Genomic DNA, 13935 nt, shown 5'->3' on the forward strand with positions numbered 1-13935 from the left:
GCTGAGCTTCTTCATGTTCACCTACTTCACCGACCGCGACGGCAAGTTCCAGCTCTGCGCCCTGGCCGAATCCAGCTTCGACCCGTTGGCCCGCACCACCAAGTTCATGTTGACCGAAGAAGCCCACCACATGTTCGTGGGCGAGTCGGGCGTGAGCCGTGTGATCAACCGCACCTGCCAGGTGATGAACGAGCTGAAGACCGACGACCCGGCCAAGCTGCGCGCCGCCGGCGTGATCGACCTGCCGACCATCCAGCGCTACCTGAATTTCCACTTCTCGGTGACCATCGACCTGTTCGGCGCCGACGAGTCCAGCAACGCCGCCACCTTCTATTCCACCGGCTTAAAAGGCCGCTACGAAGAAGGCAAACGCGTCGATGACCACGTGCTCAAGGGCCAGTTCTACAAGGTGCTGAACGTTCAAAACGGCCAGCTGGTCGAAAAAGAAGTGCCGATGCTCAACGCGCTGAACGAAGTGCTGCGCGACGACTACATCAAGGACAGCATCGGTGGCGTGGAGCGCTGGAACAAGGTGATCGAGAAGGCCGGCATCCCCGTGCGCCTCACCGTGCCGCACAAGGCCTTCCACCGCAACATCGGCCTGCTCAAGGGCGTGAAGGTCGCGCCCGATGGCCGCGTGATCTCCGAGTCCGAGTGGGCCGCCAACCGCGACAACTGGCTGCCGAGCGAAGGCGACCGCGCCTTCGTGGCCAGCCTGATGGGCCGCGTGGTCGACCCGGGCAAGTTTGCCAACTGGATCGCGCCGCCGGTCATGGGCATCAACCGCCAGCCGGTGGACTTTGATTACGTGAGGTTTGCTTAACTGTTGATCCCCCCGCGCCGCTTCGCGTCACCCCCCAGGGGGCGATTCGAGCGGCCCGGCAAAGCCGGTTCCGCCGCATCCCCGGCGAGGGCACGCGCTCCGGAGATTGGCTCGCTGTTGCATTTCTTACCTTGCGAGCCTGCGAGCATGGGTCGGGGTGACCGACGCAGTGAGGTCAAGGAGGAGCCGGCCGCAGGCCGGCGGGGGACACGAACGGAGTTGGTCGCCCCGGCCCATGCGGCGCCACCACGAAGTCAGCAAAGGCACGAACGGAGCCAGGTACCCGGCCCATGCGGCGCCACCAAGTAGTCGAATCAAGTCAGACGCTAGACAATAGAACTCCCACCCAACATGGCGGAGACAACCCAATGGACATGGCCGTGACCACCATCAAGCAGCACCTGATCGATCCCGAGATCTGCATCCGCTGCAACACCTGCGAAGCCATCTGCCCGGTGCAGGCCATCACGCACGACTCGCGCAACTACGTGGTTGATGCCGAGAAGTGCAACTGGTGCAACGACTGCATCTCGCCGTGCCCCACCGGCTCGATCGACAACTACCGCACCATGCCGCGCATCAAGGCCTACTCGCTGGCCGAGCAGCTCACCTGGGACAACCTGCCCGCCGAGCTGTCGGCGGCCGAGCGCGCGGCGCTGGCCGGCGACGAGGCGGGTGATGTGGCTGTGGCCGAACCCGAAGCCGCAGAACCCGCCCCGGCCGACCCCACCGGCCAGACCGCCTTCAACTCCGCCCAGTACGGGGCCACCATCCCGCCCTGGAGCGCCGCCCACGCCTACACCAACCTCTACGGCCCCAAGGCCGCCGAGAAGACCGTCACCGCCACCGTCACCGGCAATGTGCGCGTGACCGAGGTCGGCAAACAGGTCGGCCACGACTACGACACCCACCACATCGTGCTCGACTTCGGGTCCATGCCCTTCCCCGTTCTCGAAGGCCAGAGCATCGGCATCGTCCCGCCCGGCACCGACGACAAAGGCCGGCCGCACCACGCGCGCCAGTACAGCATCGCCAGCCCGCGCAACGGCGAGCGCCCGGGCTACAACAACCTCTCGCTCACCATCAAACGCGTGCTCGAAGACCACGCCGGGCAGCCCGTGCGCGGCGTGGCCAGCAACTTCATGTGCGACCTGAAGGTCGGCGACACGGTGCAGGTGATCGGCCCGTTCGGCACCAGCTTCCTGATGCCCAACCACCCCAAGTCCAGCATCGTCATGATCTGCACCGGCACCGGCAGCGCCCCCATGCGCGCCATGACCGAGTGGCGCCGCCGCTTGCGCGCGTCGGGCAAATTCGAGGGCGGCAAGCTCATGCTGTTCTTCGGCGCGCGCACCCAGGAAGAGCTGCCGTACTTTGGCCCGCTGCAGAACCTGCCCAAGGACTTCATCGACATTGAATTCACCTTCAGCCGCACACCGGGCCACCCCAAGCGCTACGTGCAGGACGCGCTGCGCGAGCGCGCCGCCGACCTGGTGCCGCTGCTGCAGGACCCCAACGCCTGCTTCTACGTCTGCGGCCTGAAGGCCATGGAAGAGGGCGTGGTGCTCGCCCTGCGCGACGTGGCCACGCAGGCCGGGCTCGACTGGGACACCGTGGGCGCCGCGCTCAAGCGCGACGGGCGCCTGCACCTCGAAACCTACTGAGGCCCGGGTCCTGGCCTGCGCCGAGGGCATCCTCTCTCCAACGGGTCGCCCTCCCTGCAGTGTCGGGCGCGGGGTTTTGCAGCGCCACCTGCCCGTGGAGCGCCGCCCATGGCGTACATTGCGATCTTCTTATGCAAGCCGCCACACACGTCCTTTCTGCACCCTCAGGCCGCCCCTCGCTCGACGTGGACGTGGTCATGCGCCGCGAGCCCGTCACCGGCCCCATGGCGCGCTGGCAGACCCACCGCTGGGTGCTGGCCGACGTGTTGCCCACCGCCGAGCCCCGGCTGCTGCCCGTCGGGGCCGAGCCCGCCCAGCCCGGTGCGCCGCGCGAGGTGGAGCCGCTGCCCGGCGCCCAGGTGGTGGACGGCGCCAGCTACTGGCTGTTTCCCGGCCACCGCGTCGAACTCTTCCGCGACGACGCCGAAGGCCTGTTCCTCAACCTGTCCAGCCCCTTGCCCTGCTTCTGGGTGTTCTGGCGCGCCGACGAGGATCAACTGCAGGGCGCTGAGCCCATGGCCGTGCCGCAGATCGTGACGCTCAGCTACCACGACGCGGGCCGCTGGCTCGACGCCCAGGAGAAGGTGGAGCAGGTGCCCGCGCCCGAGGCCGTGGTGGACTGGCTGAGGGACTTCGTGGACCAGCACCGCCAGGCCGAACCCAAGCGCCGCCAGCGGCCCGCCAGCTTCAAGTCCCTGACCGACCGCTTCGGTCAACCCGCCCGCGTGAGCACCGACAAGTCGCTCCGGGGTCCGCGCGAAGGGGGTGGGGCATGACGCTGCGCATCGGCATCAGCGCCCGCCTGCTGCACGAGCCGCCACCCGGTCTGGGGCTGCCGCAAAAGCGCCTGCAGTTCCTCGAGAGTTCCATGGCGCACTGGGTCATGGCGCACGGCGCGATCGCGCTCATGGTGCCCTTTGTGGACGAAGACAGCCCGCACCTGGCTAACCGCGTGCCCATCGGCGAGGTGGTGGACCTGCTCGATGGTCTGGTGCTGCAGGGCGGCATCGACGTCTGCCCTGAAACCTACGGTGGCGAGCTGCTGCAGCCGGAATGGGCGGGTGACCCGGTCCGCGACCGCTACGAGCTGGCCCTGCTGCGCGGCTTCATCGAGGCGCGCAAGCCGGTGCTGGGCATCTGCCGTGGCGCGCAGCTGATCAACGTGTACCACGGGGGCACCCTGGTGCAGGACATCCCCTCGCAACGCCGGAGCCCGGTGCAGCACCAGGACCTGGCCCACTACGACCGCCTTCAGCACGAGGTCCAGTTCGAGCCCGGCCGGCTGCTGGACCGGCTGTACGGCCCCGCCCTGCACCGCGTCACCAGCATCCACCACCAGTGCGTGGACCGCCTGGGCGAAGGCCTGGTGGTCGAAGCCCAGTGCCCGCAGGACGGCGTGATCGAGGCCATCCGGGCCACCGGACCGGGTTTTGTGCTGGGCCTGCAATGGCACCCCGAGTTTCACCTGCTGCCGACCGAAGCGCGGCAGGGCCTGATCGACAGCGGGCCGGTGATGGAGGCCTTTCTGCAGGCCACGCGCGAGCGCGCCGACCGACTCCGCAAGCACCCATGAGCGTTTCCGACGACGACAGCTTCTTCTCGCGCTGGTCGCGCCGCAAAGCGCAGGTGCGCAGTGGCGAACCGGTGCCCGAACCCGTTGCGCCCCCTGCGGCCGCGGCCGCGGCCGCGGCCGTGGCGGTGTCCGCCGCCGTGCCCGTGGTGCCCGACCCACCGGTGGCCGAAGCCCAGGTGCCGCCACCCCCCACGCTGGAAGACACGCAGTCCCTCACCCCCGCCTCCGACTTCAGCCGCTTTGTCGCCAAGGACGTGCCGGCCGAGGTGCGCAATGCCGCCGTGAAAAAGCTGTTCGCCGACCCGCACTTCAACGTGATGGACGGGCTGGACATCTACATCGACGACTACTCCAAGCCCAGCCCGCTGTCGGCCGCCGACATGGCGAAGATGGTCAGCGCCCAGTTTCTGAAACTGGTGGACGACCCCGAAGACCCAGACAAGAGCAAAGACCAGAAGCCGCCCGTGGCCACGGCCGCTGAAGCCCCCGCCACGGACGCCAGCGCCGAGCCCCCGCCGGCCACCGAAGACACCCGTGCACCAGACGCGGCAGAACCCGAAGAGACCCCCCACGATGACCACGCTGATCTGCAACTGCAACCAGACCATGCCCCTGGACCCCAAGGCCCTGGGCCAGGCGCTGGATGAAGACCTGACGCTGCACACCACGCTGTGCCGCCGCGATGCCCCCGCCTTCCAGAAGGCCACCCGCAACGGCGATGAACTGGTGGTGGCCTGCACGCAGGAAAGCCGCCTGTTCTCCGAGCTGTCGGAGCAGACCGAAGGCGCGGTGTCGCTGCAGGCGCGGCCCATCCGCTTCGTCAACATCCGCGAGACCGGCGGCTGGGGCCGCGAGGCCGCGCAGGCCACGCCCAAGATCGCGGCCCTGCTCGCCGCGGCGCGCCTGCCCGAGGCCGAGCCGGTGCCCACCGTCACCTACACCAGCGAAGGCCGCCTGCTCATCATCGGCCCGCTGGAGCGCGCCGAAGCCATGGCCGCGCTGGTGAACGACGCGCTGGACGTGACCCTGCTGCCCACCGGCGGCAGCGGCATGCAGGCGCGCCAGTACCCGGTGCTCGCCGGCCAGCTGCAGAGCCTGCGCGGCTGGCTGGGCGCGTTCGACGTGGTGGTCAGTGACAGCAACCCCATCGACCTCGACCTCTGCACCCGCTGCAACGCCTGCGTGGCCGCCTGCCCCGAAGGCGCCATCGGGCTCGACTACCAGGTGGACCTGTCGCTCTGCCAATCGCACCGCGCCTGCGTCAAGGCCTGTGAGGCCGTGGGCGCCATCAACTTCCAGCGCGATGCGCAGGAACGCGAGGAAAAGTTCGATCTGGTGCTCGACCTGCGCGCCGCGCCCGGCTTCACCCAGCACGCGCTGCCCCAAGGCTACGTGCACCTGCCACCCACGGCCGACGCCATGGCCCAGGTGCGCGCCGTCACGCAATTGCGCGACCTGGTGGGCGAGTTCGAGAAGCCCAAGTTCTTCACCTACAAACAGAAGATCTGCGCCCACGGCCGCAACCAGAGCGTGGGCTGCAACGCCTGTGTGGACGTGTGCTCGGCCTCGGCCATCAGCAGCGACCTCAAGCGCAACCAGATCGTCGTCAACCCCAACCTCTGCGTGGGCTGCGGCACCTGCACCACCGTCTGCCCCACCGGCGCGCTGAGCTACGCCTACCCGCGCGCCAGCGAGCAGGGCGTCAAGCTGCGCACCTTGCTGGCCACCTACGCCAAAGCCGGCGGCCAGCACGCGGCCCTGCTGTTGCACAGCCAGGAAGCCGGCGCGGCGCTGGTGAACGACCTGGGGCGTTTGGCCCAGCTCGACAAGACCGTGCGTGGCGTGCCCGCCCGCGTCATCCCGCTGCCGCTGTGGCACACGTCCTCCACCGGCATCGACCTCTGGCTCACCGCCTTCGCCTACGGCGCTTCGCAGGTCTGGGTGCTGATGACCGGCGAAGAAGCGCCGCAGTACCACGAGGCCCTGCGCGAGCAGATGGCCGTGGCCGAAACCATCGTGCAGGCGCTGGGCTACAGCGGCCGCCACTTCAAGCTGATCGAAGTGCGCGACGCGCGCGACCTGCCCGCGCTCGACGCCGAGCTGAATGAGGCGCCGGCCCAAGGCGTCACCCGCAAGGCCAGCTTCGCGGTGCAACCCGAAAAACGCGCCACGCTCGACCTCGCGCTCGACCACCTGCTGCAGGACAGCGCCAGCCGCGCCACGCGCACAAAAGAGACGTTCATCTCGCTGCCCGCGGCCTCGCCCTTCGGCAGCCTGAACGTCAACCGCGACACCTGCACCCTGTGCCTGAGCTGCGTCAGCGCCTGCCCGGCCAGCGCGCTGCAGGACAACGCCGAGCGCCCGCAACTGCGCTTCATCGAAAAGAACTGCGTGCAGTGCGGCCTGTGCGCCACCACCTGCCCCGAAAACGCCATCACCCTGCAGCCGCGCCTGCTGCTGAGCGAAGAGCGCCGGCAGCCGCGCGTGCTCAACGAAGCGCAACCGTATCAATGCATCCGCTGCAGCAAGCCCTTCGGCACGCTCAAGGGCATTGAGGTCATGCTCGCCAAACTCGGCGGCCACGCCATGTTCCAGGGCGAGGCGCTGGAGCGCCTGAAAATGTGCGGCGACTGCCGCGTGGTGGACATCTATTCGAACCCGGGCGAGACCCGCATCACGGACCTGTGACCATGAACGACGCCATCCCCGTGTCTTCCGCCCTCGACGAAGAAACCGCCCGCGCCGAGGTGTACGGCCTGCTGGCCGCGCTGTTCTACGCACCGCCCAGCCCCGATCTGCTGGCCCAGCTGCGCGTGGCCGTGACCGAAGCACCCGCCGCCGGCGGCTTTCTCGAAGAACCCTGGCGCCAGTTCGTGGGTGTGGCCCGCGAGCTGAGCGACGCGCAGGTCGCCGTCGAATACGACGCCCTGTTCGGCGGCGTCGGCAAGCCCGAGATTTATCTCTTCGGCTCCTGGTACCTCAGCGGCTTCCTCAACGAAAAGCCCCTGGCCGCGCTGCGCAGCGACCTGACCGAGCTGGGCCTGTCGCGCGACGAGTCCATGAACGAAACCGAAGACCACATTGCCTGCGTCTGCGAAGTCATGCGCTACCTCATCGCAGGCGACGACGTGGAAATCGCCAACCTCACCCGGCAGCAGAAGTTCTTCGGCGCCCACGTGCAGACCTGGGTGCCCGCGATGTGCGAAGCCATTGCTGCGCATCCCAAGTCGCGCTTCTATGCCGCGCTGGCGGGCTTCACGGCTGCGTTCGTCAGTGTGGAGACGCAGGGGTTTGATTTGATGGGGTGAAGGGGTGTGAAGGGGTGTGAAGCGGTTGCAGACTGGTATTCAGACTGGGCGGTAGACATCCATGTCAGGGCGGACGCGCAGCTCACGCATGAAGGCGGCGGGCTCGAAGCCCTCGTGAGCGTAGTGCGCCTGCATTGCGGTTTTGGCGGCGGCCATCGCGTGTTCGCTGGACCACTCGACAATGGTGACGACGGCTATCGAGTCGCCCCGCTCCGTGCCTTGCAGCACCAGATTCTGCCGGCAGCCTTCGAGTTCGCCGAGCAGGCGCTGTGTGGTGCGCAGTCGCGCCATGAAGGGCTCAAGGGCGGTGGGCGGTACGTCGAAGCGGTCGACGCGAAAGGCGGGGTGGGCGGTGGTTGGGGTCGTCGTCATGGGTTGGCTCCAGTGAAAGTGCGCGGAATGTGCACCAAAGGGCATAGTCTGAAACCTCAGCTAAACTTGAGGTCAAGTGCCTTGTGTGGCGACCATGAAGACCAAACCACTCCATCCATCCGGACTGCCAGCCGAGCTGAGCGTCGGCGAGGTCGCGCGCCGCAGTGGCGTGCCGGTGTCGACGCTCCATTTCTATGAGGCACAGGGATTGATCTCGGGCTGGCGCACCGATGGCAATCAGCGCCGCTACGCGCGCGACGTGTTACGCCGCGTGGCGCTGATCCGTGTCGCTCAGGCCGTGGGCATCTCGTTGGCCGATGTGGCGGCCGCGCTGGCGTCGCTGCCCGAGGACGCAGCACCCTCACGGGCCGACTGGTCGCGCCTGTCGGCTGTCTGGCGCGATCAGTTGAACGAACGCATTGAACAGCTGACTCGCCTCCGCGATACGCTGGACGACTGCATCGGCTGCGGTTGTCTATCGATTGACCGCTGCCGATTGCGCAATCCCGCAGATCGGCTCGTGGCCGAGGGGTCCGGCCCGCGGCGCCTGCTTGTTCGGCGCTCCGCAGAAGACTCCCGTGTGAAGGCTACCCCGAGATCGTGAAGAGTGGGCTGCGCGGCGGGCGGTGGATACCACGCGTGAGTGTCCGCTTTGTGCCGCGTTGATCGCAAATGCGATGTACTGCTCAGGGGGGGCGAAACTCACCACCCGGCACCAAACCCCTCACCCCCCTGGCCGCCCATCCCGCGTGTTCACCGCCGCCGGCGCCTGCGGCTCCGTCAGCAGCCGCACGCTGAACAGCGCACCGCTGTGTCCGTCCTCCCGGTTGCCCGCGCCGATGCTGCCGCCGTAGCGTTCCACTAGGCCCAGGCTGATCCACAGGCCCAGGCCGTTGCCGTCGTTCTTGGTCGTGAAGAAGGGGCGGAACAGGCGTTCTTCCACGCCGGGTGCCAGGCCCGGCCCTGAGTCCTGCACCTGCAGCAGCGCGCCGCGCGCACCGTGTTCGTCGGCCCAGTCCTGCGTGGCCAGCCGCAGCGTGCCGCCCTGCGGCATGGCCTGGATGGCGTTGATCAGCAGGTTGATGATGACCTGCTGCAGCTCCTGCCGGTTGAAGCCCACGCGCTGCGTGGCGCGCAGGTCGCGCACGACCTCGATGCGCGTCTGCGCCAGCAGGTGCGCGACCAGTACCAGGCAGTCGTCCACGGTGCGGCTCAGGTCCAGCGTTTCCACATAGCCCGCGTATTCGGTGGGCCGCGCGTACTGCAGCAGTTGGGTGACGATGAGGCGCATGCGCTCGACCTGTTCGTCCAGCAGCTTGAGTTCGGCCTTCACCGGCAGGGCGTGACCGCCCAGCGTGTCGCGCATCAGGTCGAGGTTGCCTTGCATCACGGCGATGGGGTTGTTGATTTCGTGCGCGATGCTGGCGGTGAGCTGGCCGATGGCCGCGAGCTTTTCGCTCTTCACCAACTGCTGCTGCGCCAGTTGCAGCGAGGCGTTGCTGGCCTCCAGCTCGCGCGTGCGCTCGGCGACCTTGGCGTCCAGCTCTTCGGCCCAGCGGCGCAGGGCGGCGGTCTTGTCGTCGATCACGTCGAGCAGTTGGTCGAGGTGGCCGGCCAGCGCGCCGAGTTCGTCGCGTGCGGGCAGGGCGCCCACGCGGGCCGCCGACTCGCCGTCTTCCACGCGTTGCATGGTGCGGTTCATCTGTTCCACCGGCCGGAAGATGCTGCGCGCCCAGCGCACCGAGAACCAGGCCGAGACCGCCATCACGCCGAGAAAGATCAGGCCCATGAGCGCGAGCATGGCGTGGCGCACGAGGCGGAAGGGCGATTCGAGGAAGCCCACATAGAGCATGCCCACGCGTTCGCCCGCCGCGTCGAGCAGCGGGTCGTAGGCCGATACGTACCAGTCGTTCACCACGAAGGCGCGGTCCAGCCAGGTCTGGCCATCACCGAGCACGCGCTCGCGCACGGTCTGCGAGACGCGGGTGCCGATGGCGCGCTGCTCCTGGAACAGGCGCACGTTGGTGGTGATGCGCACGTCGTCGAGGAACAGCGTGGCCGTGCCTTCGCTGCCGAAGGGCAGGGCGCCCTCGGGGTAGACGATGCGGTTGATGTGGTCGATGAAGTCGAGGTTCTGGTTGAGCAGCAGACCGCCCACCAGCAGGGCCAGCGGCTGGTCGTTCGCGTCGTGCACCGGTTGCAGCGAGAGCACGACCATGGCGCGGTCTTCGATGCCGCGCGCGTCGGGCGCGGCGTTGCGCGTGGGCACCAGCGGGATGTGCAGGCGCGGCAGCAGCTGCGGCGCCATGGCGCTGAGTTCGTCGCGCGAGAGCCGCACGATCTGCGCCGCGCGTGGGCTCGCGCCGGGCGCGCGCGATGCCTCGAACAGCCGGGTGAGCGCGGCGGGCAGGGGTGTGGCGGGTCGGGCGCCCTGGGCGCTGGCCAGGGGCTGGCCGTCGGGCTGGTAAAGCAGCAGGAAATCGAGGTTCAGGTCTTGCCGGGCGGCGGCAAGCGGCGGGCTCAGCGGGGTTCCGGTTGATGCCATCTGCAGGGTGTGCAGCAGCCGCTGCGAACCCGCCACGCCACGTGTGCCGCTGCCGACCTCGATCAGCACCTGGTCGAAGTAACCGCGCGCCACCGCCAGGTCGCTGCGCACCTTGGTGATGAGCAGGCGGTCGTAGGTGATGTTGCTCCACACCGCGATGGCCAGCACCAGCAGCGGAAACACTACCAGCAGCGGCAGCAGCGCCATCGCCAGCAGCTTGTTGCGCACCGAGTTGGCGAGCCAGCCAGGCGTGTGGCGGATCATGTGAGGTCGATGCCGGCGCGAAGGGTTCCACCCGGGAACCCGGCGGAACCGGCTTTGCCGGGCCGCTTCGGGTTGCTCCCTTGAGGGGGTCGCGCGCAGCGCGGCGGGGGTGCCTTCACAAGCTGTTCCACTCGGCGACCCGCCGCTCCAGCGTGCGGCGCGACACGCCGAGCAATTGAGCGGCGCGCGTCTTGTCGCCCTGCACCGAGTCCATGACGGAGAGGATGTGCCGCTTCTCCATGGTGAGCAGGTCCATGGGGGCGGTGCTCGCGCCGGCCGTGGCGCGCTGCGCGTCACCGGGGTAGAGGGCGGACACGTTGAGCGAGCCCAGGATGAGCGAGCGCTCGATCAGGTTGCGCAGCTCGCGCACGTTGCCGGGCCAGTGGTACTGGTGCAGGAAGTCCATCTCCTGCGCGCTGACCTGCAGCGGCGCCACGCCCAGGGCGGGCGCGAGCTGGCCGACGAAGTGCGCCACCAGCGCGGGAATGTCCGACATGTGCTCGCGCAGCGGCGGCAGGTTCAGGTCCACCACCTGCAGCCGGAAATAGAGGTCCTTGCGGAAGCGGCCCGCGGACACCTCGTCGGCCAGGCGGCGGTTGGTCGCGGCCATGATGCGCAGGTTCAGCGGCACCAGCTGTTCGCTGCCCACCGGGCGGATCTTCAGGTCTTCGATGGCGCGCAGCAGCGTGGCCTGGATGGGCAGCGGCAGCTCGGCGATTTCGTCGAGGAACAGCGTGCCGCCCTGCGCGTAGTGGAACAACCCGTCGCGCGCCCGGGTGGCGCCGGTGAAGGCCCCGCGAGCGTGGCCGAAGAGCTCGCTTTCGATCAGCTCGGGCGACACGGCCGCGCAGTTGACCGGCACGAAAGGGCCCGCCGCGCGCGGGCTCTGCGCGTGCAGTTCGCGCGCCACCAGCTCTTTGCCGGTGCCCGATTCGCCCTGCAGCAGCACGGTGCTGTGGACGGAGGCCACTCGCGCGATCGACGTGCGCAGGGCCTGCATGGGGGCCGAGTCGCCCACCAGGGCCGAGCCGCCGGTGGCCGGCACCACCGCCCGGCGCAGCACGAAGTTCTCGCGCCGCAGGCGGGCGCGCTCGTGGCACTGCTTCACGGCGTTGAGGATCTGCGGCACCCGGAAGGGCTTGAGGATGAAGTCGGAGGCGCCGGCACGCAGCGCCTCGATGGCGGTGTCCAGATCGGCGAAGGCGGTGATCAGGATCACCTCGCCGGTGAAGCCCTGTTCACGCAGCTCTTTCAGCCAGGTCACGCCGTTTTTGCCGGGCAGGGAGATGTCGAGGATGACCAGGTCCACGTGGTGGCCGCGCAGCCACTCGGCGCCTTCTTCGGCGCTGCTCGCGCTCATGACGAAGTGGCAGCGCGGAGCCAGGGTCTTGACGAGGAAGTTGAGCATGCCCTGCTCGTCGTCCACGATCAGGATCGACCAGTCGGGCCAGCCTTCGAGGCTTCGTTCGGGTGCAGGGGAGAGAGAGGTGGAGTCCACCCGCCGGCATTCTACGGATGATGCCGACCAAATCACTTGGGTATTCCCCGGAATCCGACGGTTTCCAAGGTCGATGGGGAGGCGGTCTTGCCACCCCGCAGCGCGACAAATTGTCGCAAGGCCCGATGCCAGTTTGGCGCGAGGCGACCAGGCCGTCTGTTTCCTGTCTCAGGGTATTCCCTTTGGGCCCGAGGCTGGCTCCCCGCTCTTCGGTGTCCGTCAGCCCCCGCGCCGCCAGGTCAATAGGGTGGCACGGTTTTGGCTATGAAGTCGCTAGCACGCGCGGTGCGCCCGCCCGGCGCGGGCCCGCCGTGTGTCAAGGGGTTGCACGGCCCGGTGGGTGCAACCGATGGCCGCTTGCGCGCGGGTGGAGCGGCGGGTTAGATTCGCTTATGCAAAAAGCCCACAAGTCGCGTCAGGGGACGTGCGACGGGCGCTGTTCAACCAGGAGACATGCATGAACAAGCCGCAACCCGAGACCCACACCCGCCTGAGCCGGCGCACCCTGTTTGCCGGTGCGGGCACCGTGGGGGCGCTGGCCGCTGCGGCGAGCCTGCTGCCGGGCGCGCCCGCCGAGGCCCCGGTTGAAGCGGCCGCACCGCGCCCGGCGCCGGAACGCGGTGGCGGTTACGCCCTGACGGACCACGTCAAGCACTACTACAAGACCACCCAGATCTGAGCCCGTCGGAGAACCGCATGTTGCTGACCAAAAAATCTTCCGGCGCTGGCGCACAAGGCGCCCGTGCCCACAGCAGTTTCGTCCACAGCCTGCAGCGCGGCCTGTCGGCGGCCCTGCCCACCATGGACCGCCGCGCCTTCCTGCGCCGCTCGGGTCTGGGCGTGGGCGTCGGGCTGGCCGCGACCCAGCTGACGCTGGTCAAGAAAGCCAAGGCCGCCGAGGGCAAGTCCATCGACGGCAGCGGCAAGATCGAGGTCAAGCGCACCATCTGCACCCACTGCTCGGTGGGCTGTGCGACGGACGCCATCGTCGAGAACGGCGTCTGGGTGCGGCAGGAGCCGGTGTTCGATTCGCCCATCAACCTCGGTGCCCATTGCGCCAAGGGCGCGGCACTGCGCGAGCACGGCCACGGCGAGTACCGCCTGCGTTATCCGATGAAGCTGGTGAACGGCAAGTACGAACGCATCAGCTGGGACACCGCGCTCGAAGAGATCACCGACCGCATGAAAAAGCTGAAAGAGGCCAGCGGGCCCGACTCGGTGTACTTCGTGGGCTCGTCGAAGCACAACAACGAACAGGCCTACCTGCTGCGCAAGTTCGTGAGCTTCTGGGGCACCAACAACTGCGACCACCAGGCGCGCATCTGCCACTCCACCACGGTGGCCGGCGTCGCGAACACCTGGGGTTACGGCGCGATGACCAATTCGTACAACGACATGCAGAACAGCAAGGTCGCGATGTACATCGGCTCCAACGCCGCCGAGGCCCACCCGGTCTCGATGCTGCACATGCTGCACGCCAAGGAGAACGGCTGCAAGATGATCGTGGTGGACCCGCGTTTCACCCGCACCGCCGCCAAGGCCGACGAGTTCGTGCGCATCCGCTCGGGCACCGACATCCCCTTCCTGTTCGGCCTGCTGCACCACATCTTCAAGAACGGCTGGGAAGACAAGCAGTACATCAACGACCGCGTCTTCGGCATGGACAAGGTGCGTGAAGAGGTGCTGGCCAAGTGGACGCCTGCGGCGGTGGAAGAGGCCTGCGGTGTGCCCGAAGCCCAGGTGTTCAAGGTCGCCAAGATGCTGGCCGAGAGCAAGCCTGGCACGGTGGTCTGGTGCATGGGGCAGACCCAGCACACCATCGGCAACGCCATCGTGCGCGCCTCGTGCATCCTGCAGCTGGCGCTGGGCAACGTGGGCAAGAGCGGCG

12 protein-coding genes and 1 pseudogene are annotated in these 13935 nt (G+C 68.2%); 10 read left to right on the forward strand and 3 right to left on the reverse strand.

Translation table 11 applies throughout. The features are described 5' to 3' along the window. From IV088_RS02785 to IV088_RS02815, 7 genes and pseudogenes are all read left to right on the forward strand, one after another. A pseudogene (locus IV088_RS02785) lies at window positions 1–823 on the forward strand (benzoyl-CoA 2,3-epoxidase subunit BoxB); the annotation flags it as partial. A gap of 368 nt (window positions 824–1191) precedes the next feature. Next, on the forward strand, window positions 1192–2487 hold the full coding sequence (boxA, locus tag IV088_RS02790; RefSeq protein ID WP_291097457.1) for a benzoyl-CoA 2,3-epoxidase subunit BoxA: 1296 nt from the start codon (window positions 1192–1194) through the stop codon (window positions 2485–2487). A gap of 131 nt (window positions 2488–2618) precedes the next feature. Next, window positions 2619–3263, forward strand: a complete 645-nt coding sequence (locus tag IV088_RS02795; protein WP_291097459.1) for a DUF3305 domain-containing protein — start codon at window positions 2619–2621, stop codon at window positions 3261–3263. Then, the gene (locus IV088_RS02800; RefSeq protein ID WP_291097461.1) at window positions 3260–4060 is read left to right on the forward strand and encodes a gamma-glutamyl-gamma-aminobutyrate hydrolase family protein; all 801 of its coding nucleotides are present in this window, start codon (window positions 3260–3262) and stop codon (window positions 4058–4060) included. The genes IV088_RS02795 and IV088_RS02800 overlap by 4 nt, the downstream gene beginning before the upstream one ends. Continuing rightward, window positions 4057–4707 (forward strand): DUF3306 domain-containing protein, encoded by a 651-nt coding sequence (locus tag IV088_RS02805; RefSeq protein ID WP_291097463.1) that lies wholly within the window; start codon window positions 4057–4059, stop codon window positions 4705–4707. The genes IV088_RS02800 and IV088_RS02805 overlap by 4 nt, the downstream gene beginning before the upstream one ends. Then, the gene (locus IV088_RS02810; protein WP_291097465.1) at window positions 4634–6748 is read left to right on the forward strand and encodes a 4Fe-4S binding protein; all 2115 of its coding nucleotides are present in this window, start codon (window positions 4634–4636) and stop codon (window positions 6746–6748) included. Before IV088_RS02805 ends, IV088_RS02810 begins: the two co-directional genes overlap by 74 nt. Window positions 6749–6750: 2 nt before the next feature. Further along, the gene (locus IV088_RS02815; RefSeq protein ID WP_291097467.1) at window positions 6751–7368 is read left to right on the forward strand and encodes a molecular chaperone TorD family protein; all 618 of its coding nucleotides are present in this window, start codon (window positions 6751–6753) and stop codon (window positions 7366–7368) included. A gap of 39 nt (window positions 7369–7407) precedes the next feature. On the opposite strand, the gene IV088_RS02820 is transcribed toward IV088_RS02815, so the two are convergent. Continuing rightward, a complete protein-coding gene (locus tag IV088_RS02820; RefSeq protein WP_291097469.1) occupies window positions 7408–7740 on the reverse strand; it encodes an antibiotic biosynthesis monooxygenase in 333 nt (110 codons plus the stop codon). Between the two features lie 94 nt (window positions 7741–7834). Between IV088_RS02820 and soxR the strand changes: the two genes are divergently transcribed. Next, entirely contained in the window at window positions 7835–8344 is a 510-nt protein-coding gene (gene soxR / locus IV088_RS02825; protein WP_291097471.1) for a redox-sensitive transcriptional activator SoxR, read from the forward strand. Between the two features lie 120 nt (window positions 8345–8464). Here soxR and IV088_RS02830 read toward each other — a convergent pair whose 3' ends face one another. After that, window positions 8465–10549 (reverse strand): cache domain-containing protein, encoded by a 2085-nt coding sequence (locus tag IV088_RS02830; RefSeq protein WP_291097473.1) that lies wholly within the window; start codon window positions 10547–10549, stop codon window positions 8465–8467. Between the two features lie 115 nt (window positions 10550–10664). Further along, window positions 10665–12047: a sigma-54 dependent transcriptional regulator gene (locus tag IV088_RS02835; protein WP_291097475.1), complete on the reverse strand. Its 1383-nt coding sequence runs from the start codon at window positions 12045–12047 to the stop codon at window positions 10665–10667. Between the two features lie 457 nt (window positions 12048–12504). Between IV088_RS02835 and IV088_RS02840 the strand changes: the two genes are divergently transcribed. Continuing rightward, entirely contained in the window at window positions 12505–12726 is a 222-nt protein-coding gene (locus IV088_RS02840; RefSeq protein ID WP_291097477.1) for a formate dehydrogenase, read from the forward strand. 17 nt (window positions 12727–12743) lie between these two features. Then, window positions 12744–13935, forward strand: a 1192-nt coding sequence (locus IV088_RS02845) for a molybdopterin-dependent oxidoreductase (RefSeq protein WP_291097479.1), incomplete at its 3' end; no start/stop codon positions are given.

This window comes from Hydrogenophaga sp. (genome assembly GCF_018780075.1).
Taxonomy (GTDB): Bacteria; Pseudomonadota; Gammaproteobacteria; order Burkholderiales; family Burkholderiaceae_C; genus Hydrogenophaga.